Origin of the sequence: Paracoccus sigandri (assembly GCF_003709565.1) — a bacterium.
Lineage (GTDB): Bacteria > Pseudomonadota > Alphaproteobacteria > Rhodobacterales > Rhodobacteraceae > Paracoccus > Paracoccus siganidrum.
Genome location: NZ_QNRC01000026.1, coordinates 34,638 through 58,379, shown reverse-complemented (window position 1 = coordinate 58,379; position 23,742 = coordinate 34,638). Strand labels below are relative to the sequence as shown.

General features: G+C 67.4%; 27 protein-coding genes. 16 read left to right on the top strand and 11 right to left on the bottom strand.

Features of this window, described 5'->3' with window-relative positions:
* Window positions 1–419 precede the first annotated feature (419 nt).
* Window positions 420–542, top strand: a complete 123-nt coding sequence (locus C9E82_RS25325) for a hypothetical protein (protein WP_280524961.1) — start codon at window positions 420–422, stop codon at window positions 540–542.
* Window positions 543–704: 162 nt separating this feature from the next.
* Here C9E82_RS25325 and C9E82_RS18635 read toward each other — a convergent pair whose 3' ends face one another.
* The gene (locus C9E82_RS18635) at window positions 705–1,874 is read right to left on the bottom strand and encodes a capsule assembly Wzi family protein (protein WP_119897953.1); all 1,170 of its coding nucleotides are present in this window, start codon (window positions 1,872–1,874) and stop codon (window positions 705–707) included.
* A gap of 414 nt (window positions 1,875–2,288) precedes the next feature.
* On the opposite strand from C9E82_RS18635, the gene C9E82_RS18630 reads away from it, so the two are divergent.
* On the top strand, window positions 2,289–3,443 hold the full coding sequence (locus tag C9E82_RS18630; RefSeq protein WP_240643517.1) for a cytochrome b/b6 domain-containing protein: 1,155 nt from the start codon (window positions 2,289–2,291) through the stop codon (window positions 3,441–3,443).
* A 111-nt stretch (window positions 3,444–3,554) separates the two neighbouring features.
* Window positions 3,555–4,133 (top strand): YceI family protein, encoded by a 579-nt coding sequence (locus tag C9E82_RS18625; protein ID WP_119897954.1) that lies wholly within the window; start codon window positions 3,555–3,557, stop codon window positions 4,131–4,133.
* Window positions 4,134–4,370: 237 nt separating this feature from the next.
* Here the strand turns inward: C9E82_RS18625 and C9E82_RS18620 are convergent, their stop codons facing one another.
* The gene (locus C9E82_RS18620) at window positions 4,371–4,679 is read right to left on the bottom strand and encodes an H-NS histone family protein (RefSeq protein WP_119897955.1); all 309 of its coding nucleotides are present in this window, start codon (window positions 4,677–4,679) and stop codon (window positions 4,371–4,373) included.
* A gap of 232 nt (window positions 4,680–4,911) precedes the next feature.
* On the opposite strand from C9E82_RS18620, the gene C9E82_RS18615 reads away from it, so the two are divergent.
* Together C9E82_RS18615 and C9E82_RS18610 are read left to right on the top strand one after the other, a co-directional pair.
* Window positions 4,912–5,325, top strand: a complete 414-nt coding sequence (locus tag C9E82_RS18615) for a hypothetical protein (RefSeq protein WP_119897956.1) — start codon at window positions 4,912–4,914, stop codon at window positions 5,323–5,325.
* A gap of 73 nt (window positions 5,326–5,398) precedes the next feature.
* The gene (locus tag C9E82_RS18610; protein WP_147393074.1) at window positions 5,399–5,884 is read left to right on the top strand and encodes a hypothetical protein; all 486 of its coding nucleotides are present in this window, start codon (window positions 5,399–5,401) and stop codon (window positions 5,882–5,884) included.
* 12 nt (window positions 5,885–5,896) lie between these two features.
* On the opposite strand, the gene C9E82_RS18605 is transcribed toward C9E82_RS18610, so the two are convergent.
* The 3 genes from C9E82_RS18605 to C9E82_RS18600 form a co-directional block, all read right to left on the bottom strand.
* Window positions 5,897–6,568 carry an MBL fold metallo-hydrolase gene (locus C9E82_RS18605; protein WP_338068111.1) on the bottom strand — a complete coding sequence of 224 codons (672 nt, stop codon included), beginning with the start codon at window positions 6,566–6,568 and terminating at the stop codon, window positions 5,897–5,899.
* 9 nt (window positions 6,569–6,577) lie between these two features.
* Window positions 6,578–6,727, bottom strand: coding sequence for a hypothetical protein (locus C9E82_RS25385; protein ID WP_342354326.1), 150 nt, complete (start codon window positions 6,725–6,727; stop codon window positions 6,578–6,580).
* Between the two features lie 123 nt (window positions 6,728–6,850).
* Complete coding sequence (locus tag C9E82_RS18600; RefSeq protein WP_119897958.1) at window positions 6,851–8,419, bottom strand: GMC oxidoreductase; 1,569 nt, start codon at window positions 8,417–8,419, stop codon at window positions 6,851–6,853.
* A 415-nt stretch (window positions 8,420–8,834) separates the two neighbouring features.
* Here C9E82_RS18600 and C9E82_RS18595 point away from each other — a divergent pair, with 415 nt between their 5' ends.
* Window positions 8,835–9,650, top strand: a complete 816-nt coding sequence (locus C9E82_RS18595; protein WP_147393075.1) for an ATP-grasp domain-containing protein — start codon at window positions 8,835–8,837, stop codon at window positions 9,648–9,650.
* Window positions 9,651–9,683: 33 nt separating this feature from the next.
* On the opposite strand, the gene C9E82_RS18590 is transcribed toward C9E82_RS18595, so the two are convergent.
* The 3 genes from C9E82_RS18590 to C9E82_RS18580 all read right to left on the bottom strand — a co-directional run bounded on the left by C9E82_RS18590 (window position 9,684) and on the right by C9E82_RS18580 (window position 11,697).
* The gene (locus tag C9E82_RS18590; RefSeq protein ID WP_119897960.1) at window positions 9,684–10,037 is read right to left on the bottom strand and encodes a cupin domain-containing protein; all 354 of its coding nucleotides are present in this window, start codon (window positions 10,035–10,037) and stop codon (window positions 9,684–9,686) included.
* Between the two features lie 160 nt (window positions 10,038–10,197).
* Window positions 10,198–11,070, bottom strand: a complete 873-nt coding sequence (locus C9E82_RS18585) for an EamA family transporter (protein WP_119897961.1) — start codon at window positions 11,068–11,070, stop codon at window positions 10,198–10,200.
* 15 nt (window positions 11,071–11,085) lie between these two features.
* Window positions 11,086–11,697, bottom strand: coding sequence for a nitroreductase family protein (locus tag C9E82_RS18580; RefSeq protein ID WP_119897962.1), 612 nt, complete (start codon window positions 11,695–11,697; stop codon window positions 11,086–11,088).
* 95 nt (window positions 11,698–11,792) lie between these two features.
* On the opposite strand from C9E82_RS18580, the gene C9E82_RS18575 reads away from it, so the two are divergent.
* Both C9E82_RS18575 and C9E82_RS18570 read left to right on the top strand, forming a co-directional pair.
* Window positions 11,793–12,686, top strand: coding sequence for a LysR family transcriptional regulator (locus C9E82_RS18575; RefSeq protein ID WP_119897963.1), 894 nt, complete (start codon window positions 11,793–11,795; stop codon window positions 12,684–12,686).
* Window positions 12,687–12,821: 135 nt separating this feature from the next.
* Window positions 12,822–13,427, top strand: a complete 606-nt coding sequence (locus C9E82_RS18570; protein WP_221036002.1) for a GNAT family N-acetyltransferase — start codon at window positions 12,822–12,824, stop codon at window positions 13,425–13,427.
* Here the strand turns inward: C9E82_RS18570 and C9E82_RS18565 are convergent.
* Window positions 13,405–14,610: an MFS transporter gene (locus tag C9E82_RS18565; RefSeq protein WP_119897964.1), complete on the bottom strand. Its 1,206-nt coding sequence runs from the start codon at window positions 14,608–14,610 to the stop codon at window positions 13,405–13,407. The genes C9E82_RS18570 and C9E82_RS18565 overlap by 23 nt on opposite strands.
* Window positions 14,610–15,230, bottom strand: coding sequence for an NAD(P)H:quinone oxidoreductase (gene wrbA / locus C9E82_RS18560; RefSeq protein ID WP_119897965.1), 621 nt, complete (start codon window positions 15,228–15,230; stop codon window positions 14,610–14,612). The genes C9E82_RS18565 and wrbA overlap by 1 nt, the downstream gene beginning before the upstream one ends.
* A gap of 100 nt (window positions 15,231–15,330) precedes the next feature.
* Here wrbA and C9E82_RS18555 point away from each other — a divergent pair, with 100 nt between their 5' ends.
* A complete protein-coding gene (locus C9E82_RS18555; RefSeq protein WP_119897966.1) occupies window positions 15,331–16,230 on the top strand; it encodes a LysR family transcriptional regulator in 900 nt (299 codons plus the stop codon).
* A 25-nt stretch (window positions 16,231–16,255) separates the two neighbouring features.
* Here the strand turns inward: C9E82_RS18555 and C9E82_RS18550 are convergent, their stop codons facing one another.
* Window positions 16,256–17,209 carry a LysR family transcriptional regulator gene (locus tag C9E82_RS18550; protein ID WP_119897967.1) on the bottom strand — a complete coding sequence of 318 codons (954 nt, stop codon included), beginning with the start codon at window positions 17,207–17,209 and terminating at the stop codon, window positions 16,256–16,258.
* 166 nt (window positions 17,210–17,375) lie between these two features.
* On the opposite strand from C9E82_RS18550, the gene C9E82_RS18545 reads away from it, so the two are divergent.
* The 7 genes from C9E82_RS18545 (at window position 17,376) to benD (ending at window position 23,688) form a co-directional block, all read left to right on the top strand.
* Window positions 17,376–18,566, top strand: a complete 1,191-nt coding sequence (locus C9E82_RS18545; RefSeq protein ID WP_119897968.1) for a muconate/chloromuconate family cycloisomerase — start codon at window positions 17,376–17,378, stop codon at window positions 18,564–18,566.
* Between the two features lie 2 nt (window positions 18,567–18,568).
* Entirely contained in the window at window positions 18,569–18,859 is a 291-nt protein-coding gene (gene catC, locus C9E82_RS18540; RefSeq protein WP_119897969.1) for a muconolactone Delta-isomerase, read from the top strand.
* Window positions 18,860–18,925: 66 nt separating this feature from the next.
* A complete protein-coding gene (gene catA / locus C9E82_RS18535) occupies window positions 18,926–19,864 on the top strand; it encodes a catechol 1,2-dioxygenase (protein WP_119897970.1) in 939 nt (312 codons plus the stop codon).
* A gap of 111 nt (window positions 19,865–19,975) precedes the next feature.
* Window positions 19,976–21,334: a Rieske 2Fe-2S domain-containing protein gene (locus C9E82_RS18530; RefSeq protein WP_119897971.1), complete on the top strand. Its 1,359-nt coding sequence runs from the start codon at window positions 19,976–19,978 to the stop codon at window positions 21,332–21,334.
* Window positions 21,331–21,846, top strand: a complete 516-nt coding sequence (benB, locus tag C9E82_RS18525; protein ID WP_119897972.1) for a benzoate 1,2-dioxygenase small subunit — start codon at window positions 21,331–21,333, stop codon at window positions 21,844–21,846. The genes C9E82_RS18530 and benB overlap by 4 nt, the downstream gene beginning before the upstream one ends.
* 40 nt (window positions 21,847–21,886) lie before the next feature.
* Complete coding sequence (gene benC, locus C9E82_RS18520; RefSeq protein ID WP_119897973.1) at window positions 21,887–22,906, top strand: benzoate 1,2-dioxygenase electron transfer component BenC; 1,020 nt, start codon at window positions 21,887–21,889, stop codon at window positions 22,904–22,906.
* Window positions 22,903–23,688, top strand: a complete 786-nt coding sequence (gene benD / locus C9E82_RS18515; RefSeq protein WP_119897974.1) for a benzoate diol dehydrogenase BenD — start codon at window positions 22,903–22,905, stop codon at window positions 23,686–23,688. The genes benC and benD overlap by 4 nt, the downstream gene beginning before the upstream one ends.
* Window positions 23,689–23,742: the final 54 nt, after the last annotated feature.

Genomic DNA, 23,742 nt, shown 5'->3' with positions numbered 1-23,742 from the left:
CCCTCGAAAATCGCAACGCGCGGCTGAGACCCCCGCTCGGGCTACGCCCTCACGGAGGTCTCAGCCGCGCGCAAGGGTGGCCGACTTTTACGCCGCCCCGTGGCAGGTTTTTACGCCGCCGTTGACACCGATGGCGGCATCGAGATCAACGGTGGGAACATCATCCTCGCCCGCTGGCCCGGGGACATCAACCAGCCCCTGTTCCCGCATGTCGCCGGCGATCGGGCGGTGAGTCTCGGGCGGCTTGGTCGGAGGCTGGGTCGGCACGGCGGAGGTTCTCCATATCGCCATCTACAGCGAGATACCCACCTCGGTCGATCGTGCCGCCGTTCGAGCCGCCGCGCTTTCCGATTTCGACTGCCTGACGATCCTGTGCCAGAAGCAAGGCGAGGGTGGCCTGCAGGTGCGATATCGGCGACATGCCGATGCGCTGGTCCGACGATCAGCCGCAATCGACGCGGCACCGGTTGCGGATGCCGCGGCCCGGCGAATACATGGGCCGCTGCCTGTCGCTGCCCCTCTGCTGCCAGGCGAAAGGCTGATGCTGCACGGACGCGCGTTGCGCTATATCGACGAGGTGGCCCGGCAGGGCTCGATCCGCAAGGCGGCGCGGCTGAACGGAAAGGGCCGGCAGAACGTCTCAGAAGCTACGCGACAGCTGCAGCGCGCCGCCCAGGCCCCGCTGCGCGTCGCTGCGATCCAGGTCATAGGACTGGTAGAGCACATCGCCCCGCAATGTCAGCTCGTCCCATGTCGTCCCATGTCGTGGCCACCCCCAGGCGCGCGGCCGCGCCCTCGACCGGCTGCGAGGTCAGCCGGTGATCGTCCCGCCCGGTGACGTTGATGTCGTGCCAGGCAAGCGACCAGTGCAGCTCGAAGCGGGGCAGTTCATGTTCGCCGCTGAGCTGGATCATGCGCGAATCCGTGTCCAGCGGAAGGCCCATCACTCGCCCTCGTTGGTGTATCCGCCGGAATAGAACTCGTTGGCATAGGCGGTGCCGGGGGCCGCAGTTTCCGTTTTCGGTGGTCGAGATCTCGGTCGTGGCGCCTTCCAGCGTGACGGTGCGGGGCACGTCCAGGACCTGGCCGCTTGCCTCGATTCCGGCCAGGTACATGAAGCAGGAGGGCAGCCCGTCCGCCTCGTCCTCGCCGATCGCCTGGGCATAGACGCGGATCGGCGCGATGCTTTCGGGCAGGCGATAGGACAGCCCCAGCCCGGCAAGCTGGTTGGCATCCGCCCCGTCGCCCTCGTTGGTATTGCCCCACAGCACGTCCGAGAGCGAACTGGAACGCCCTGCGCCGCCGAACTGCGCTACGCGCACGACATCCAGCTCCAGCCCCTCGACCGGCCGGATCTGCAGGCGCATCCCCAGCAGCCGGGTGCCGGTCGGGTTCCCCTCGCTGTCGAGCCGGCCCAGGAAGACCTCGCCGCTCCAGGGACCCAGCCAGGAAAGCAGCGGCGTTTCGAAATCCGAGAAGCCCTCCTTGCGCAGATAGACCGAGGGGAAGGGGCGGGCGTTGCGCGACAGGATCAGCGAATGACGGCGCGATGGCGACCAGTGCCGGTCGACCGCGCCGGCACCAAGCGTGAAATCGCGCGTGCGCCATTCGCCGAAGCTGCGGTCCAGTCGCAGGTCGTCGCCGTCATTTTCTTGCGACAGCGACAGGCCAAGGGCGAAATCCCCGGTCCGCCGCTGCCAGTCGATTCCGGCGGCAAGCCCGGTCTCGAAGCCCAGGGCCCGCCGCTGATCGACGGGATGCAGGCTGGTGCCCCCGGCAAACAGCGTCCAGCTGTCCTGTGCCGATGCCGGCAGGGCCAGCCCGGCCCCCGCCCAGAGCAGCCCGCATAGGCCCGCGCAATGAAGTCGGTTCATCGTTCAGCATCCTTTTTCTGTCGTCGTCAGGGTCGCAGATGTTCGTTGCAGCGATGCGAAAGGCACCTGGTTCGGAAGTCAGGGACGCTTGGAAAACCAGAATTCGTGAACAATAGTGCAATCATATTATCCCCTTGCGGCGAGTGTCGAGGCGACCACCGGCCGCCGGGCCGAAGGTCGCGCCTGTCGGCAAGACCGTGCTTGTCGGGGCATCATCCTGCGCGATTCCAGACCATATGATCCACGCTTGCGCCCGCGCGCCCTTGACCAAGCGCCCCGCGGAAGCACGCTGCCGGCCGGACCCGCCCTGCGCCGGGGCTTCGCGATCCGCGCACAGGCCTTGTGCGCGCCGCGCTCTCCAAATTCGGGGCGGGTTTCGGTAATCAGGTCGCAGGCAGCCGGTTCGGAGACATCATGCGACGCAACACGTCACGCAGCTATGGAAGCATCGCCAGGTCGTTTCACTGGCTGACCGCGCTGGTCGTGCTGGCCAATATCGTGCTGGGCCTGACCGCCGTGCGCCTGCCGATGGAGGCGCTGGAGGCCAAGGTCCAGCTGTTCTCGCTGCACAAGACGCTGGGGATCGCGGCGTTCGCCATCGGCCTTGCGCGAATCCTCTGGGCGCTGACCCAGCCGAAGCCCGTTCCGGTCCATCCCGACCGCCCCGTCGAGACCCTGCTGGCCGAGATCATGCACTGGATCCTCTATGCCGCGCTGGTGCTGGTGCCGCTGACCGGCTGGATCGAACATGCCGCGACGGACGGCTTCGCCCCGATCCTGTGGCCCTTCGGGCAGGGGTTGCCGCTGGTCCCGAAATCGACCCTGGTCGCGTCGGTCATGGCCTCGATCCATCACGTCTTCGCCTGGGTGCTGATCGGCGCGATCGCCCTGCATGTCGCGGGTGCGCTGAAACATGCGATCGTCGACCGCGACGGCGTGCTGGCGCGGATGCTGCGGGGCCGGCCGGCCGGGACGGGTGCGATCCAGCGCCACCTGGCGCCCGCGCTGATGGCCGTCACGGTCTTCGCCGCTGGCGCGGCCTTCGCCATCGCCACGCGCCCGGATGACGCCGGTCCCTCGGCGGTGCTGGAGCAGGCGGCCTCGCAATGGCAGGTGATCGAGGGCGAGCTGGGCTTTTCGGTCACGCAGATGGGCAGCGAGGTCCAGGGCGGGTTTTCGGACTGGACCGCCGCCATCAGCTTCGATCCCGATACCGGGCTGGGCGAGGTCGAGGTCACCATCAACATGGACAGCGTCAGCATCGGCATGGTGACCAATCAGGCGAAGGGCCGCGAATTCTTCGATGTCGAGAACAACCCGGTGGCGGTGTTCCACGGCGCGATCCGCCCCGACGGCGTCCGCTTCATCGCCGAGGGGCCCCTGTCGCTGAAGGGCCACGAGGCCACCGTCGCGCTGTCCTTCACCCTGCAGATCGCCGACGGCATCGCCACCATGTCGGGCGAAACCGTGATGGACCGGCGCGACTGGAACATCGGGCAGGGCTATGACGACGAATCCTCGGTCGGCTTTCCCGTGGCCCTGGCGGTCAGCCTCAGCGCCCGGCAGTAAGCTCCGGTGGATAACCCGAATGTGCGCATATCCGCAGGAACTGTTCATCCATCGCCGATTGTGTCCCGCCCCGCTATCGCCCATGCTTTCCCTACAACCACGGAGATTTTGATGATCAAGACCACCGCCCTGACCGCCGCCTTCGCCCTTGCCGCCGGTGCCGCCCTGGCCGAGCCGCAGGCCTATGTCTTCGACACCTCACACAGCCAGATCGTCTTCACCTATGACCACCTGGGCTTCTCGACCACGACCGGCATGTTCAGCGGGATCGAGGGCAATATCAGCTTCGACGCGGAAGATCCCGCGAATTCCTCGGTCGAGGCCAGCTTCCCGGTCTCGTCGCTGATGACCGGCGATGACGAGCGCAACAAGCATTTCCTGTCCGACGACTTCTTCGGCGAGGCCGGCGAACCGACCGTGACCTTCGTCTCGACCGGGATCGAGGTGACGGGCGACAATAGCGCGCTGATCACCGGCGACCTGACCCTGAACGGCGTGACCAGGGAAACGGTGCTGGACACGGTCCTGAACCAGCAGGGGGATCACCCGATGGAGAACAAGCCCTGGCTGGGCTTCGACGCGACCACCACGCTGAAACGCAGCGATTTCGACCTGGGGATGTTCGCCCCGGCCGTCTCGGACGAGGTCGAGGTCTCGATCTCGGTCGAAGCCATGGCTGCCGAGGGCTGATCCCCGGCGGCCTGACCGCTTCGTGCCGCGTCAGGATCGGCGCCCGCCCGCAGGCGCGAATGCCGGGGGCGGGTGTCTTGTCGGCGCGGCGATGAGGATCGCCGCGCCGGGTGGAATTCATCCACGGCGGTTGCGCATGTCCATGCGGATCATCGGCGCGGCGACGGATGCGGCCAGGCATTCGCGATTGCCGGACAGGCCGCGACAGGGCTGCAGCATTTGCCGCCCTATCGCCATTCAGATTGCGAAATCGTCCAGCGATTTTCCGGCCTTCAGCGCCTCCGAGATCCAGCGCGGCTGGCGGCCGCGTCCCGACCAGGTCAGATCGGGGTTTTCCGGGTGCCGGTATTTCGGCCCGACCTGGCGGGACGATTTGGTGCCCAGCAATTCCTGCAGCTTGAATCCGTGTCGCGACGCGAGGTCATTCAACTCGGCAAGCGCCTTCGCCTTGGCGCGCTGCTCATAGGTTTCGATTGCTTTCGCAACCTCGCGTTGAAGTTGGCGCAGTTCCTTGAGGTCGAGTTGATCGAGGTCGGGATTTGCCATTGTCTAGCCTGTTTATTGTTTCGTTGCGACAGATGTTCGGTGATGTATCAGGAAAAAGCGCGGACCGGCAAGACATCTGTCGCGGCGCGACAACTATAAGAAGCGTTGCCCTGGACCAAGCCTGCTCTGCCTGTCACCTTCAAGGCGCGCCGGAAATTTTCCAGACCCCTTGGCCGAAAAATGTCGTAGGATCGCCGCGACGCTTTTCAACGCTCGTCAAAGGATGGACGTCATGACATTCTTCAAGGTCTTTTCCGCCTGTCTCGCCATTTCTTTCCTGTTCCTGCCGGCCGCCCATGCCTCCGATGCCTGCGATCATGTCAGCCGGATCGGCGATGCCACCGAAAGGAATTCATTTCGCGCCTATGTCACCGGCGCCCTGACCCAGCCGCCGAATCCGGCACAGGTGACGATCACCGACGTGCTGCAACAGGCGCCCTGGACCATCGTCGGCGCGGAAATTCCCGATGCCGATGGGGTTGGCTATTTCCTCTATCAGGCAGAGGGCACGAAACAGCTGTTCTACGGGATCTGGGGCGGCATGGCCGATCCCTCGGAATCCGGCGAGGTTGCCACATGGGCGACCGACCAGGGGGCGCCGCCGGAATTGGCCCGGTGTTTCGCCAGCATTGCGACGGGTGAATGAGCGTGTTCCGCGAAAACGCCGGATTGTTTCGCGGCCGTTCTGCGACGTGAAGACGAAAGCCGGGGACAATACCGTGAAAACAAGCCTGGGCCTTATTCTGGCCATGTTCCTGCCGCTGCCGGGAATGGCGAATTGCATTCCGCCCTGGCAGGTGCAGTTCGCCTGCCATATCCCCGCACGCGACGCCCGCGCCGAATTCTGCAGGCTTGCCGATCCGGCCGATCACCCCGGCTTGAAAGAGGCCTATTACAGCTATGCCGCCGGGACCAATCCGGCCGAGCTGTATTTCCAGACCGACAGCATCTGGTTCTCGACCAAGGATACCGATATCGACCATCCGTTCGATCTGACCATGGCGCTTGGCTATGCGCGCGGCGATTACATCTATGCCTTCGTGGTGACCGAGGACAGTCGCACCCCCGGCGGCATCCGGGAGGCCGAGGTCCGGGTCTATGGCTCGGCCGAGGCCTTCACCAGCGAGACAAGGCATACCGAACTTGTCCGGCTGCATTGCGATCCGGCGACGATCCTTGCCGACCGGGACAGCATCAGGCCGTGAGGCGCAGCGGCGTCAGTCCGAGAGGGGCTGCGGCTCCAGCACCACGACGGTCGGCTGCGACGGCAATGTCTCGCGCGACAGCAGCATTTCGCTGACGCCGGGCCGGGTGACGGCGAAGCTGGAGGACATGCCGCCAAGGAAGGTCTCCAGATTGGCGGGTCCGAACCAGTGCATCGGGACCACGATGGAACTGCGCAGCCGCTGCACCACGCGGATCATCGTCGGCAGCTCCATCGTATAGCCGCCGTCGACCGGCACCATCAGCACGTCGATCCGCCCCAGCGCCGCATATTGCGCGTCGGTGGGCTCGTGATGCAGATGGCCCAGATGGGCGATGCACAGGCCGGCGGTCTCGAAGACGAAGATCGAATTGCCGTCCTCCTCGACCGTGCCCCAGGAACGGATGTCGGTCGTGACGTTGCGGATCAGGATCTCGCCCAGGTCCAGATAGTGATCGGCGGCGATGCCGAACTGTTCGCTCCAGCCGCGCAGGACATGTTCGATCCCGTCGACATTGTCGCTCCAATGGCTTGAATGGGCACGATTCATCGTCACCGCATCGGGGCGGAAGACGGTCGGCCCCAGATGACCGTTATAGTCGGTCACCAGGTTGAAGCCGCCCTCGGTCTGCAGCAGGAACATCGAATGCGCGACATAGCTGAGCCGGACCGTGCGCTGGGGCACCGGGTCGGATCAGGCGGCCCGGTGCAGATCGCGCGTGCCGGGCGCCGCATCGGCGATGATGATGCAGTTGCTCGGCCGCCATTGCTGCGCGCCGGCAGGACCGGCCGCAAGCCAGGCGACGGCGGCAAGGACAAGCGCAAGGACGGCCCCGAACGGCATCATCAAACCTCCGGCTGCGCGGCCATGATAGCCCAGGATCAGGCGCGGCGCGGGGCTGCGCGGCTCACATCCGCGTGAGGAGATGACGGCGGCGAAACCGGCCGGTCTGCGACGGCCCGTTGCCTATCGCTTCCCGGTCATCAGGTCGGCCACCCGCAAGGCGTTGGCGGCGATCGTCAGGCTGGGATTCACGCCCATCGAGGTCGGCATGAAAGAGGCGTCCGCCACCCACAGATTGGCGATCCCGTGGACGCGGCAGCCGGCATCCGTCACGCTGCTGGCGGGATCAAGGCCCATGCGCAGGCTGCCGCAGGGATGGCCGAAATTCGGCTCGGGCTCATAGTTCAGGAAAAGCGTCCGCTGCCCTTTCAGCGCCCCCCGGATCAGCTGCCGGAAACGCTGGCGGCGCTGCAGAAGCTCGGGCGCGAAGCGATAGTCGATCAGGATGCCACCCGGCCTTTGCGGATCGGGCCACACCCGGTTTTCGGCATCGGGCATGTCCTCCAGCAGCCCGACGAACACCTTCGCCTGGCCCAGGACCCGCGCCGCCAGGGCGGCGGGCAGCCGCGCGAATTGCGGCGTTCCGGGCACCGCCCCCAGCGCCGAACGGGCGAGGCGCATCCGCAGATGGTGCAGGATCTCGTGCTTGCCCAGGTTCAGCCCCATCGCCTGCACCATGCCGAATCTCTGGCCCTCGACGAAATACAGGTCGCGGAACCCGACGGCTTTCGCGGCTTCGGCAAAGGATTCGCCCCGCCGGGGCCAGAGCGCGAACATCTCGTTGAGGTGGAACATCAGGTGCCGGCCGACCTGCCCGCGCCCGTTGCCGCAGCCCTCCGGCCAATAGGGCGTGCGCGAGGCCAGCAGCAACCGGGGCGAGGACAGCGCACCCGCCGCCAGGATGACCCGATCCGCGGTGAAACGCAGCGTTTCGCCCTTTCGGCGGGCCAGGACATGGGTGACGCGGCCGGCGTCGCCGCGCAATTCCGTCACCTCGCAATCCTCCACAAGCGCGGCGCGCCCGGTCGCCAGCGCCGGCTCCACCCCGGCCGAGCGGCCATCCATCTTGCAGACGCGCGGGCATTTCCGGCCCAGGCAGAACCGGCATCCTTCCAGGTCGCGCAATGCGCTGTGCAATCGATACGGATGCAGCCCCGAGGCGCGCATTCGCGCCATCATCCCCGCGTCGCCCTGGGACAGCGCGGGCGCGACCGCCAGGCGCGGCGAGGGATGCGCCGACAGCGGGTCGGGCTCTCCGCGCACATGAAACACGGCCTGGGCGGCGTTGAAATAGGGCAGCATCTGGGAAAAGCTGACCGGCCAGCCGGTGGTGGGATGGGGCCGCTCGGCGCTGTGATCCAGGTCATGCGGCTCGGGCCGCTCCAGCGTCGCGGCATAGAAGACCGAGGATCCGCCGACCCCGGCCCCGATCGGCGCATAGAAATGCCGCTCGATCCCGGCGATTCGTCCGCGGACCGGGTCGGGCCAGGCGCCGCGCCGCATCCGGGCGGCCGGATCGGTGACGCTGCCGGTGTCCAGGTCGTTCTCTTCGGTGCGGCATCCCGCCAGGCCCTTTTCCAGAAACAGCACCGACAGGCCCTTCTCGGCCAGCCGCCGTCCGATGGTCCCGCCCCCGATCCCGGTTCCGATCACGATGGCATCCCAGCGCCGCTCGCAAATCCCGCCTGTCATCAGGGCACTCCAATATGTCGATCAATGCGGATGGCGGAAGCGGATCCCGCAGGGTGATGGAAATGGCATGGGCAGGCAGACGCTGCCGGAACGGGGCAAGATTGCCCGAATTTCACGCGCCGGCAACCGCTGTCGCCAGGCTGGATTGCAGCGCCGGGTCCTGAACTCTTCCTTGGGTTGTTTCGCGGAACGGCGCAGAAATTCTAGCATTATCCAGTAAAATCAAATTATTACTTGGAATATCGAGGTGCCACGCCTTGCGTGGCAGGACAGGTGGAACCCCGATGAACAAGGACCTGACCTGCCTGAAATGGCAGGTTTGCATATGTTCATATTTAACGCAGTCTCTCTCCCGTTGAGAGAGTTCCGCTGGGGAATACCACCACCGGCGCGTGTGTAACGAGGGGGACGAAGGGTGACGAGTGTCTTGTTCGGCATGAAGGCGGATTGGGCGAAGGCCCTGGCGGAAAGCGCCCGCGCCGTGGGCATCCGCAGCGAGATGGCGGATCTGAGGGTCGCGGACCTGTCGGCCTATGATGCCGTCGTGCCGCTGACCCTGTGGGATCGCGGTTTCCTGGCCCGGCGGCGCGAGGACGGCGAGACGTTCAACGCCCTGTTCCCCGACGCCGCCGCCCAGGAAAACTGCGACGACAAGCTGAGGTTCAACCGGCTGATGGTCGCTGCCGGCTTCGGCCATGTCGTGCCCAGGCTGTTCGCCGATCCCGCCGAGGTCCCGGCCGGAGAGCCGGTCATCATCAAGCGGCGCCGCGACGAATGGGGCAAGCTGTCGCGCGTGGCCGTCGCCCGCCCCGGCAGCCCGCTCTGCTGCGATCCGGCCGAGGAATTCGTGCAGGAATACGTCCCCGGAAATATCGAGCTGTCGGCGCATATCCTGATGCGCCAGGGCAGGATCGCCTTCGTCCGCACCGCCCGGTTCGACATGCCGGACATCCCGCATGTGAAGGGCATCCAGACCGGATATCGCGGGCTGGAATGGCAGGACGGTTCCGACCATGGCGATCTTTTCGAACGGATCCTGAACGTCGCGGGGTTCCACGACGGCACCTGCTGCATCGACTTCCGCGAAGTGGACGGAACGCCCAGGATATTCGAGATCAACCCCCGGCTTGGCGGATCGCTGACCGGCAATGCCGGGGATTATCTGTCCAGTTACGTCGCCATGGCCGGCGGCAGACAACCCGCGCCCTGCGCCCTGCAGGCGGCCGCCTGACCGCCACCTTGCTTCGCTCGGGCAGCTCGTCGCTCAGATGAGCTTGCGCCCGGCGGCCGTGGCGGGATCGCCGGTATTGGGCGTACCGGTCGGCTCGATCAGCAGCAGGTGGGCTTCCTTGCGGGCGAGCGGGCAATGCTCGACGCCTTTCGGGACCACGAAGATCTCGCCGGCCTTCAGCTCGACCACCCGGTCGCGCAGCCGGATCTCGATCTCGCCTTGCAGGACGAGGAAGAAGTCGTCGGTGTCGGGATGGGAATGCCAGTTGAATTCCCCCTCGACCTTGACCACCATCACGTCATGGCCGTTGAATGTCGCCACGGTCCGGGGCGACCATTTCTGGTCGAAACTTGCCAGCTTGGCCGCCAGGTTTATCGCCTCGCTCATCTGTTCTCTCCGTTTGTCGTCGTTGATCTGCCCGGCCTTCCGCCGCGTCGCAACATTGCTTCGCCGCCGCGACATTTTCCAGCTCGCGCCCGATCCGGCAGGCCGGAACGTCTGGACCGCTCGGCAAGATGCTTGAGCAGCTGACATGGCAGGCCGGGCGTCAACGCGCCGGCAAGGTGACGGCCTTTGCCGCCGGCGCGCCCTGCTGGCCAAGCCAGATGCTGACGATGACGACCACCGCGCCAATGGCCTGCGACAGGGACAGCGACTGGCCGAGAATGACCCAGCCAAGCAGGATCGCCGTCAGCGGGCTGAGAAAACCCAGCGACGATACGGCGGCGGGCTCCAGCCGTGCGACGCCGCGAAACCACAGGATATAGGTCAGGGCGGTGAACAGCACGAGATAGCCCATGCCCGCCGCGCTGCCCCCGTCCGGCACCGGCATCGGCGGGTCCAGCAGCAGCGCCAGCGGCAGAAGCAGCAACCCGCCCGCCGTCAACTGCCAGGCGGTCAGCACCAGCGCCGAGACCGGCGGCCGCCATTTGCGTGTCAGCACCGTGCCGAAAGCCATCGAGAAGGCGCCGCCAAGCGCCGCGGCGATGCCCACCATGTCCGGTGTCGCGCCGCCTTGCAGCACCAGCAGCGCCACGCCCGCCATGCCCATGACGGCGGCCAGCAGCGCCCGGCCCGTCACCCGCGTGCCAAGGACGGCACCGGCGGCAAGGACCACGATCAGCGGCTGCACCGCGCCCACCGTCGCGGCGATGCCGCCGGGCAGGCGATAGGCCGCGACGAACAGCAGCGCCCAGAAGATGGTGAAGTTCAGCGCCCCCAGGACGAGGCTGCGCCAGAGCCATTCGCCCTGGGGAAGCCGTCGCACCATCAGCAGCAGGATCAGCCCCGCAGGCAGGGCGCGGATCGCGGCGACGCTCAGCGGCGGGGCGCCGGGCAGCAGCTCGGTCGCGACGATATAGGTGCTGCCCCAGATGGCGGGGGCCAGCGCGGTCGGCAGGATGTCGGATGCTTTCGGCATGGCGGCCTCGGGGGGCTAGAGCGTGGTCAGGATCTGCGCGACCGGCAGGCGCGGCTTTTGCGGCCAGTTGCCCGCGCCCGCATGGCCGACCGCCAGCAGCATGACGGGGACCTCGTCCGGGGCCAGCGCGAATTCCCGCGCCAGCCTCTCCGCGTCGAAGCCGACCATCGGGCAAGAGGCCAGCCCATGCGCCTGGGCCGCGAAGATCAGGAACCCCGCCGCCAGACTGGCCGAGCGGATCGCCTCGTCGCGCTGCGCCTGCGCGTCGCCATAACCGTCCCTGACGGCGTGGGTCCAGGCCGCCGCGGTCTCGGGCGTCATGATCCCGGCCGCGACCGAGGGCCGCAGCCGCTCGGCCAGCGCGCGATGCGAGGGCGCCTGGCCGCAGAGGATATAGACCACCGCCGCCTCGCTCACCTTCCGCTGCCCATGGGCGATCTCGCGCAGCCGCGCCTTGGCCGGGGCCGAGCGGACCGCGATCAGCCGCCAGTTCTGCAGGTTGTAGGCAGTGGGCGCGCGCGTCGCCAGCTCGGCCAGGTCGCGGATCTGCGTATCGGGCAGCGGTCTTGCGGGGTCGAAGCGGTTGGCGGAGATGCGGGTCGTGATCCCGGCGATGATCGCGTTCATTGGGGCCTCCTGTGGCTTGCCCTTCCGATCTAATTGCTTTCTCGTTTTGCAATAATCGGCTAATTGATGGCGATACTCGCAACCAATGGTGAATGATGGACCAGATCACCGCCCTGCGCGTGTTCCGAACCGTGGTCGAGCAGGGCTCTTTCGCCGCGGCCGCGCGGCGGATGAAGCTGTCGCCCGCCGCCATCAGCAAGAACATCGCCGAGCTGGAGACCCATCTGGGCGCCCGGCTGCTGAACCGCACCACCCGCCGGATGAGCCTGACCGAGCCGGGTCAGCGCTATTACGACCAGATCGCCCGCATCCTGGACGACCTGGCCGAGGCGGACCATTCGCTTGGCCCGTTGCAGCGCCAGCCAAGCGGGCTGCTGCGGGTCAGCGCGCCGATGACCTTCACCCTGACCCGGCTCTCCGCCGCGATCCCCGATTTCCTGGCGCGCCATCCCGACCTGTCGCTGGACCTTCAGCTGGACGACCGGCGGGTGGACATCGTGCAGGAGGGCTTCGACCTGGCCATCCGCGGAAGCGATCGGCTGGAGGATTCCAGCCTGATCGCCCGACGCCTGATGACCCTGCACCATGTCATCTGCGCCTCGCCCGGCTATTTCGCCCGCCACGGCAAGCCGCGCGTGCCGCAGGACCTGCGGGCGCATGACTGCATCCGCTTCACGCTGTCGGGTCATGTCAGCGAATGGGAATTCACCCGCGGGGCCGAAACCGTCCGCGTGCCGATCGACGGCCGCTACCGCGTGACCAGCGGGCTGGCGATCCGCGACGCGCTGCTGGCGGGTTTCGGGCTGAACCTGATCCCCCGCCAATATGTCGCCGAGGATATCCGCGCAGGCCGCCTGGTCACCGCGCTGGACGACTGGACGCCGGTGCAGACGGTGATGCACGCCATCTATCCCTCGCGCCGCTACCTGCTGCCGAAGGTCCGCGCCTTCGTCGAATTCCTGGTCGAGAAGACGAGGGATGAGGATTAGCCCGGCATTCAGGCATGTCGCCGCCGGGTTCGGCGATGTGGTGCTGGCGATCACGTAAGGCATGATCCGGCCGACGGGGCTGCCGGGTCGCGCCCCTGCATGGACGCGCGGCTTCGGCATGGGCAGATTGGCGGCATGAACGATGCAACGCCCATACCGCCGCGGCGCCTGGCCATGCCGACGATCCGCCGCGCCGCCCCTGGCGATGCCGGCGCGCTTCCCGCCATCGAACGCTCGGCGGGCGAGGCGTTTCGTGCCCTCCCGGATCTGGCCTGGATCGCCGATGACGAGGTTCAATCGGCACGCCGCCACCGCGAGCTCATCGCCGCCGGGCTGGCGCTTGTCGCCGAGCTGTCGGGCCGGCCGGTCGGGTTTCTGAACGCCGAGGTTTTCGGCAACCGGCTGCATCTGTGGCAGATCGCCGTTCATGCCGACCATCAGGGGCAGGGAATCGGCACGCGGCTTCTGCGCCGCGCGATCCGCGAGGCAGCGGCGAGGGGGCTGCACGCGATGACGCTGACCACCTTCCGCGAGGTGAGCTGGAACGAGCCGTATTACCGGCGGCTTGGCTTCGTCGCGCTGCAGGCGCCCTCCGGTCATCTGCGCCGCATCCTTGCCGATGAGGCGCGCGCCGGGCTGCCGAGGGAACGGCGCTGCGCCATGGTCATGTGGCTGGGGCGCAGATCCCGCCGGCGTCATGCGCGGGTCAGGCGGGGCGTCATGGCGATCCGTCGTCCTTGAGGATGCGGCCCAGCACGGCCGCGATGGCGGCCGCCAGCAGCGCCGCGACGGCGACGATCAGGGCGGCCCAGGCCCATCCGCCTGCCTGGATGACGCCGCCGACCGCGACCGGCCCGACGATCTGGCCCAGGTTGTTGCCCTGCACGATCAGCCCCAGGACGATGGGCACCAGCCCGGCCCCCGGCGCGGCAAGCGGGGCAGAGGCCAGCAGAACCGCCGGGACCAGCCCGCCCACGGCCGAGAACAGCACGCAGAGCAGGAAGGTCGGCACCTCTGGCAGAAGCGGCAGGAAGATGCCAAGCGCCGCCAGCCCCATCACCAGGCTGGCGCCCGCCAGCAAGAGGGTCCGCCCGACGCCTCGGGACAGCAGCACCCCTGCGGCCAGGTTGCCGATGATGTTCGCCGCCGTTGCAAGCGCGCTCAGCAGCCCCGCGACCTGGTGCGAGACCTGCATCCGCTCCATCAGCAGGATCGGCAGGAAGCTGAACAGCGCGAAGAACATCAGGCTGTAGAGCGCGAAGATCGCCGCCAGTGCCAGCGGCCCGCCCGCGCGAAGGGTTGCGGCGATGTCCGCGCCCAGCCTGCCGCGCGATGCGCCCAGGCCGCGTCGCCGGGACGGGACAAGGGCGGGGACCGCGACGGCGACCAGTATCGCCATCAGGGCGCTGGCCCACCAGATCGCGCGCCAGCCCTGGAACATCGGGCCGGCAAGCATCGCGATGGCCATGCCCGCCGGCATGAAGCAGCTCCACAGCGCGAAGGCGAGGTTGCGGTGCGGCCTGTCGGCGACATCTTCAAGGATGGACGGCGCCGCGACGACGATCAGCAGAAAGCCCGCCCCCTCGACGATGCGAAAGACCAGCAGCCAGGCGAAGCTTCCGGCACCCGCGCCCACTGCTGCGCCGAGCGCCGCCGTCACCAGCCCCGCCATCAGGACCCGCCGCCCGCCGATGCGGGCGACCAGCGCGCCGGTGGGAATGCCGCCGACCAGTCCCAGGATGGCGAAGACCCCGGTCAGCCAGCCGATGGCGGAAAGGCCCAGCCCCAGATCGGCCCGCAGCATGGGCGCGGCGATCGCCCCCTTGCCGACCTGCAGGGCCGCGACCACCCCCGCCGCGACGATCAGCAGGACGGCGCCCCAGCGGGTCGTTGTCGGCGCCGTGGCGGATGACAGGGCTTGCATCACGCCGCCTCGTGCCGCCCGGCCAGCGCGGCCGCGATCCGGGCCACGTGCCGGCCCTGGAAACGGGCGCCCTCCAGCTCGTTCTCGCTTGGCTGGCGGTCGCCGCCATGGCCGTCATCGGCCAGCGTCGAGGCACCATAGGGCGAGCCGCCGGTGATCTCGTCCATCCGCATCTGGCCCTTGAAGCTGTAGGGCAGGCCGACCACGACCATGCCTAGGTGCAGCAGCACCACATGCGCGGACAGGATGGTGCTTTCCTGCCCGCCATGCTGGCTGCCGGTCGAGGTGAAGACGCTGCCGACCTTGCCGACCAGCCGATCCTCGAACCACAGCCCGCCGGCCTGGTCCAGGAAGTTCTTCATCTGCGCGGCCATGTTGCCGAAGCGGGTCGGCGTGCCCAGGATGATGGCGTCGTAATCGGCGAGTTCCGAGACCGTCGCGACCGGGGCCTGCTGGTCCCGCTTGTAGCCCGACTTGTCCGCGACCGCGTCCGGCACCAGTTCCGGCACGCGCCGCAGGGCGACCGTCGCGCCCGCCTCGCGCGCGCCCGCCGCGACCGCGCCGGCCATGGTCTCGACATGGCCATAGGACGAATAATACAGCACCAGCACATTGATCATCGTTTTCTCCTTTCCTGTTTCCCGTCATCTGCAGGGTAGGGGTGACGGATGACCGGAAGGAGTGATATAATTCCGATGGTTTCGATCATCGGAAGCGATCATGCTGGACGCCCTGACCCTGGACCAGATCCGCACCTTCGTCGCGGTCGCCGACAGCGGCAGCTTCCGCGCCGGGGCGGGCAGCCTGTCGCGGGCGCAATCCGGCGTCAGCGTCGCCGTCGCCAACCTGGAGGCGCAGCTGGGCCTGCTGCTGTTCGACCGCTCGGGCCACCGCCCGGTGCTGACGCCGCAGGGCGAGGCGCTGCTTGCCGATGCCCGCGACATCCTGCTGCGGGTCGACGCGATGCGCGCCCGCGCGCGCGGTTTCGGCGACGGCGTCGAGCTTCGGCTGTCCATCGTGGTCGATACGCTGTTTCCGCTTTCGGCTGTGGGGGCCGCGCTGGCCGGGATGCGCGCGCATTATCCCTCGGTCGCGATCCGGCTGGAGGTCCAGCCGCTCGGCGGTCCCTTGCAGGCGCTGACGGATCAGCGGTGCACGCTTGCGATCATGGTGGGCGAGGATTTCCGCGACCCCCGGATCAGCTTCGAGGCGCTCTCGCCGGTCTCGCAGGTGGCGGTGGTCGCGGCGGGGCATCCCCTGGCGGCGGGGCGCGGGCTGGGCGTTCCCGATCTTGCCGATCACGTCCAGATCGTGCTGTCGGATCCGACCGCGCTGTCCGAGGGCCGCGATTTCGGCGTCCTGTCGCCGCAATCCTGCCGCGTGACCAGCCAGGACGCCAAGCACGCGCTGATCCTGTCGGGCGTCGGCTGGGGACGTCTGCCGCTGTGGCTGGTCGAGGACGACCTGAGTTCCGGCAGGCTGGTGCGGCTGCCCACCACCGCGCTTGGCCGCGACGGCCAGGTCCAGGCCCAGAGCTATCTCGCCCGCCGCCTGGACCAGCCCTTCGGTCCCGCCGCCCGCAGTTTCGCGGCCGCGCTGACGGAATCGTGCCGCGCCTGACGCGGCGAGGCAGATCGCCAGGACCTTACGCGCGGTCCGGCTTGCGGTCGTCGGGAGGGGTTGGGCGAAGATTGTTGGCCTCCAGCCAGACCGGGTTTTCGGCATACATGTCGCGGATCAGCTGCCGGACCAGGTCGAGATAGGGCGAGGCGTCGCCGGCGCGGTGATTGAGGATGACCGGCGATGTCGCCCGCGGGCTGTCGATCAGCCGATAGCGCACGTCCGACCGCATCTGCCGGGCCGAGGAGGGGATGATGCAGATGCCCGACTCTGCCGCGACCAGACCAACCGCCGTCTGGATTTCGCGCACCTCCAGCACGTCGGCCGGGCGAATGCCCTCGTCCTGCAGCAGGTTGAGGACCTGGTCGGCATAGCTGGGCCGCGGCTCCTTGGGATAGACGATCAGCGTCTGCCCGGCCAGCGCAGCCAGCGGCAGCGGCGCGGGATCCCGCGCCAGGGGCGTGTCCTGGGGCAGGGCGGCCACCAGCCGTTCCTCGCGCAGGACGGTGCCGACGACATTCGGGTCGCTGTGCTTCAGGCGGCCGAAGCCGATGTCGATGCGGCCTTCCTTCAGCGCGGGGATCTGCTGGATCGACAGCATTTCCAGCAGCTGGATGTCCAGCTCGGGCACGTTCTGGCGCAGTTTCCTGACCAGCACCGGCAGGCCGCCGTAAAGGGTCGAGGCCACGAAGCCGATGGACAGCACCCGGTTGCGGTTCAGCCCGACCCGGCGCGTCGCGTCCTTCATCTGGTCGACCCGCCCCAGCACCTGCAGCGCCTGTTCATAGAACAGCCGTCCCGCATCGGTCAGCCGGATCGGCCGGGACGTGCGGATGATCAGGGCGACGCCCAGCTCTTCCTCCAGCAGTTGTATCTGGCGGCTCAGCGGCGGCTGGGCGATGTTCAGGGTCTGAGCCGCGCGGGTGAAGTTTCGTTCCCGCGCGACGGCGGTGAAATAGCGCAGCTGTCGCAGATCCATGGCCGTCCTCTGGGCGTGCAAGAGCAAAAACGACGATTGTTTTTGGTATTCTGTAGCGCGGTAACTGGCCGCATGGCCATATTTTCTTCAACATAATACCTTCCGGGTATTCTTTCAAACCGAAATGGTGTTGGACAGAAAGGGGCCGCCGCCGCAATTTGGCGTCATGAACCAGTCATTCGCCCCCCTCGCCCCGCGCACCGATATTCGCCCCGTCGTCTCGAGGGTCGAGACGGTGATCCTCGATCTTCCGACGATCCGGCCGCACAAGCTGTCGGTCGCGACCATGAACGGGCAGGTGCTGATGCTGGTCCGCGTCCATTGCAGCGACGGGATCGTCGGCATCGGCGAGGGCACCACGATCGGCGGCCTGGCCTATGGCGGCGAAAGCCCCGAAAGCATGAAGACCAATATCGACAGCTGGTTCGCGCCGGTGATGATCGGCCAGGACGCGACGCAGGTGCAGGCGCTGATGGCGCGGATCGGCCGGATGGTGCGCGAGAACCGCTTTGCCAAGTCGGCCGTGGAAACGGCGCTGCTGGATGCCCAGGGCAAGCGGGTCGGCCTGCCGGTCAGCGAGCTTCTGGGCGGGCGGCGGCGCGACCGGCTGCCGGTGGCCTGGACGCTGGCCTCGGGCGACACCGCGCGCGACATCGCCGAGGCGGAACGGATGCTGGACCTGCGCCGCCACCGCGTCTTCAAGCTGAAGATCGGCGCGCGGCCGATCCGTGACGACATCGCCCATGTGGCCGCGATCAAGGCCGCGCTTGGCGACCGCGGTGCGGTGCGGGTCGACCTGAACATGGCCTGGTCCGAGGGCGAGGCCGCCTTCGGCATTCCTGCCCTTGCCGATGCGGGCTGCGAGCTGGTCGAGCAGCCGGTCGCGCAGACCGCGGCGCTGAGGCGGCTGGTGCGGCGCTGGCCCGTGGCGCTGATGGCCGATGAATCCCTGACCGGCCCCGAAAGCGCCTTCGAGATCGCGCGCCTGCAGGGCGCGGATGTCTTTGCCGTCAAGCTGGAGCAGAGCGGCGGCGCCTTCAACGCGCTGCGCGTCGCGGCCATCGCCGATGCGGCGGGGATCGGGCTTTACGGCGGCACCATGCTGGAAGGCGCGGTGGGCACCGTGGTCTCGGCCCATGCCTTCGCCTGTTTCGCCAATCTGCAATGGGGCACGGAACTGTTCGGCCCGCTGCTGCTGACCGAGGAGATCCTGGCCGAGCCGCTGGATTACAGCGAGTTCGAGCTGACCGTCCCCGCCGGCCCCGGCCTGGGGGTGGCGCTGGACGAGGATCGCCTGGCCTTCTTCGCCCGCGACGGGATCCGCAAGACGATCAGCCTGCCCGGCGGGAGGGTGTGACGATGCTGTTCCATGTCGCCATGACCGTGAAGCTTCCCCGCGATCTGCCGGCCGAGGAAGCCGCCGGGATCATCGCGCGCGAAAAGGCCTATGCGCAGGACCTGCAGCGCCAGGGCAAGTGGCGCCATATCTGGCGGGTCGCCGGGCAATACGCGAATGTCAGCATCTTCGACGTCAGCGACAACGACGAGCTGCACCAGATCCTGTCCGGCCTGCCCCTGTTTCCCTTCATGGAGATCGAGGTCACGCCGCTTCTGCGCCACCCATCCGCCATCCGAGAGGATGACAGCTAATCCCCAACGGGCAGGCCCGAGGAAGCCTGCCCGCCCAGTTTCCAAGCGAATCCAGGAGGAGAAACCATGACCGTCAAGATTTTCGACCGACCCGATGTGCAGGAGTTCCTGAAGGAACTCAGCGGGTTGAACAACGACAACGGCGATCCGCGCATGAAACAGATCGTGCATCGGCTGATGTCCGACCTGTTCAAGGCCATCGACGACCTGGACATCACCCCCGACGAATACTGGATGGGCGTTGCCTGGCTGAACGATCTGGGCGCGGCCGGGCAGGCCGGGCTGGTCTCGCCGGGCCTGGGGGTCGACCACTTCATCGACGAGCGGCTGGACGCCATCGACGCCTCGCTGGGGATCGAGAACCCCACGCCGCGCACCATCGAGGGGCCGCTCTATGTCGCGGGCGCCCCGGAATCCGTGGGCTTCGCGCGGCTGGATGACGGCACCGACACCGACGGCCACACGCTGATCATGCATGGCACGGTCCACGGATCGGACGGCAAGCCGCTGCCGGGCGCCAAGGTCGAGGTGTGGCATTGCGACACCCGCGGCTTCTATTCGCATTTCGACCCGACCGGCAAGCAGGCGCCCTTCAACATGCGCCGCACGATCATCGCGGATCAGGACGGCCGCTACAGGTTCCAGAGCATCCTGCCCAGTGGCTATGGCGTGCCCCCCGGCAGCCCGACCGAGGCGCTGCTGTCGGCGCTTGGCCGCCACGGCCAGCGGCCGGCGCATATCCACTTCTTCGTCAGCGCCGATGGCCACCGCAAGCTGACCACGCAGATCAATATCGAGGGCGATCCGCTGATCGACGACGATTTCGCTTATGCGACCCGCGAGGGGCTGGTGCCGCATGTCGTCGAGCGCAGCGACGAGGACAGCATTCACGCCAACGGGTTGAACGGCCCCTTCGCCGAGATCGAATTCGACATCCACCTGACCGCCCTGGTTGATGGCGTCGACAACCAGGCCAACGAACAGCGCCGCCGGGCCGCGGCCTGATCGACGCTTGCGGGCGGCCGCCGCAGGCCGCCCCGTTCCGAACCCGATCAACCATCACCGACATCTGGCAGGGGCCGGCCCGAAAGGCGCATCCCCTGGGGAGGAAAGCTCATGTCCGCGATCATCGAGAAGGCACGCGACCTGGATCATCTTCTGGCGACCGCCGTGCAGGACGACAAGGAGGCCGGCCTCTACCGTTGCCGCCGCGACATCTTCACCAACGAGGACCTGTTCGCGCTGGAGATGAAGCACATCTTCGAAGGCAACTGGGTCTATCTGGCGCATGAAAGCCAGATCCCCGAACCGAACGATTATTACACGACCTGGATCGGCCGCCAGCCGGTGGTCATCACCCGCGACAAGACCGGCACGCTGAACGCGGTCATCAATGCCTGCGCCCACAAGGGCGCGATGCTGTGCCGCCGCAAGCAGGGCAACAAGGGCAGCTTCACCTGCCCGTTCCACGGCTGGACCTTTTCCAACACCGGCAAGCTGCTGAAGGTCAAGGACGCCAAGACGACGCAATATCCCGAGCAGTTCGGCAAGGACGGCTCGCACGACCTGACCCGCGTGGCCCGGTTCGAAAGCTATCGCGGCTTCCTGTTTGGCAGCCTGAATGCCGATGTCGCGCCGCTGGAGGAGTTCCTGGGCGAGACCACCATCATCATCGATCAGATCGTCGACCAGGCCCCCGAGGGGCTGGAGGTCCTGCGTGGCAATTCCTCCTACATCTATGACGGCAACTGGAAGCTGCAGATGGAGAATGGCTGCGACGGCTATCACGTCAGCACGGTCCACTGGAACTATGCCACCACCATGGACCGGCGCAGCGAGACCGGCACCAAGGCGGTGGACGCCAACAGCTGGTCGAAGTCGGTTGCCGGCGTCTATGGCTTCGAGAACGGCCATATCCTGCTGTGGACCAACACCAAGAACCCCGAGGTCCGGCCCGTCTGGAACCGCCGCGAGGACCTTGTGGCCCGGCTGGGCGAGGACAAGGCGGGCTTCATCGTCAACCAGACGCGCAACCTCTGCCTCTATCCGAACGTGTTCCTGATGGACCAGTTCAGCACCCAGATCCGCGTCGTGCGCCCGCTTTCCGTGGACAAGACCGAAGTCACCATCTTCTGCTTCGCCCCCAAGGGGGAAAGCGCCGAGGATCGCGCCCATCGCATCCGCCAATACGAGGATTTCTTCAACGTCTCGGGCATGGGCACCTCGGATGACCTGGAAGAATTCCGCGCCTGCCAGACGGCCTATCTGGGCAGCGTGACGCTGTGGAACGACATGTCGCGCGGCGCGCCGCTGTGGATCGACGGGCCGGACGAGAACGCCCGGCGCATGGGGCTGAAGCCGCTTCTGTCCGGCGAACGCAGCGAGGACGAGGGGCTGTTCGTCTGCCAGCACGAATACTGGGCCGGGGTGATGCGCGACGCGCTTGCCGCCGAAAAAAGGGGGGCCGCGGCATGAGCTTGGATCACGACACCACCGGCACCAGCCTGGGCTACAACGCCATCTGCGCCTTCCTCTATCGCGAGGCGCGCCTGCTCGATGACCGGCAATGGGACGAATGGCTGACCTGCTATGCGCCCGACGTCACCTACTGGATGCCCGCCTGGGACGACAACGACCAGATCACCGAGGATCCGCAATCCCAGATCTCGCTGATCTACTACCCGAACCGCGAGGGGCTGGAGGATCGCGTCTTCCGCATCAAGACCGAACGGTCGGGCGCCTCGACGCCCGAGCCGCGCACCAGCCACGCCGTCCTGAACGTCGAAGTGGTCGAGGACCGCGGGGCCGAGGTGGATGTCCGCTACAACTTCCACACGCTGAACCACCGCTACAAGGTCACCGACCAGTTCTTCGGGACCATCTTCGTGACCCTGCGACGGACCGGCGACGGCCTGGCCATCGCCGCCAAGAAGATCGTCCTGAAGAACGACTATATCCGCCAGGTCATCGACGTCTATCACGTCTGACCGCCGCCGGACCCCGCACAACCGCAAGGAGGAGGCGACCATGTGCTATCGCATCGCACTGAACTTCGAGGACGGGGTGACCCGCTTCGTCGATTGCAAGCCGGGCGAGAAGGTTCTCGACGCCGCGTTCCGCAACAAGATCAACCTGCCGATGGACTGTTCGGACGGCGTCTGCGGCACCTGCAGGTGCCGCGCCGAAAGCGGCTCCTACGACATGGGCGAGGACTATATCGACGACGCCCTGACCGAGGACGAGGCCGCGGAAGGGCTGGTGCTGACCTGCCAGATGGTGCCGTCCTCGGATTGCGTGCTGTCGGTGCCGGTGACGTCGCAGGCCTGCAAGACCGGCCAGCAGGTCTTCGCCGCCACCGTGGCCCGGATCGAGCCGCATCAGGACGCGGCCGTGGTGCTGGAGCTTGAGGTGGAGGACGCCCCCGCCTTCCTGCCGGGGCAATATGTCAATATCGGCGTGCCGGGCAGCGGCGATCACCGCGCCTATTCCTTCAGTTCCGCGCCGGGCGAACGCACCTTGGGCTTCCTGATCAAGAAGATCCCCGGCGGGCTGATGGGCGGCTGGCTGGCCCGTGCGCAGCCGGGCGAGCGGCTGGAGCTGACCGGCCCGATGGGCAGCTTCTATCTGCGGGACGGCGACGGGCCGCTCTTGTTCCTGGCGGGCGGCACCGGCCTTGCGCCCTTCCTGTCGATGCTGGAGGTCCTGGCCCGCGTCGGGTCGCAGCGCCAGATCCACCTGGTCTATGGCGTGACGCGCGACCTGGACCTGGTGCTGGTGGACCAGATTGCCGCCTATGCCGGCCGGTTGCCGAATTTCACCTTCGCGACGGTCGTGGCCGATCCTGCCTCCGCCCATCCGCGCAAGGGCTGGGTCACGCAGCACATGCCCGGCGACATGCTGGCGGCGGGCGGGGTCGATGTCTATCTCTGCGGTCCCCCGCCCATGGTCGATGCCGTGCGCGATTACCTGGACGAAAACGGCATCCGCCCCGCCAGCTTCCATTACGAGAAGTTCACCCCCAACGCGCCCCTGAAGGCCATCGCATGACCGGGGCCGTCTTTGCCGGGCGTTTCGCGGGCAAGGTGCTGGTCGTGACCGGGGCCGCGCAGGGCATCGGCCGCGCCGTGGCGCTGCGCGCGGCGGCCGAAGGGGGGCGGGTGCTGTTCGTGGACCGCGCCGATTTCGTGGCCGAGGTGGCGGCCGAGGCGGGCGGCGATGCCGCCGCCTTCACTGCCGACCTGGAGACCTGGGACGGCGCCGAGGCCGCGATGCGCCATGCGGCCGACAGTTTTGGCGGCATCGACATCCTGATCAACAACGTGGGCGGCGCGATCCGCATGCGCCCCTTCGCCGAATTCGAGCCCGCCCAGATCGACGCCGAGATCCGTCGATCCCTGATGCCGACGCTCTATTGCTGCCGGGCGGTCCTGCCGCATCTGGCGGCGCGCGGCGGCGGCACCATCGTCAACGTCTCCTCGAACGCCACGCGCGGCATCCATCGCGTGCCCTATTCGGCGGCCAAGGGCGGCGTCAACGCGATCACCCAATCCCTGGCGATGGAACTGGCGGCGCAGAATATCCGCGTGGTCGCCACCGCCCCCGGCGGGACCGAGGCGCCGCCGCGCCGCATCCCGCGCAATGCCGAGGGCGACAGCCCGGCCGAGCGGCAATGGATGGCCGAGGTCGTGGAGCAGGTGACGCAATCGGCCCCGATGAGGCGCTACGGCACCATCGAGGAACAGGTCGCACCGATCCTGTTCCTGGCCTCGGACGAGGCATCCTACATCACCGGATCCGTCCTGCCCGTCGCCGGAGGCGACACGGGCTGAACGTCGCGGGGGGCGATGCCGGCTGACCGGATTTTCAGACAAAACAAGGGAGGA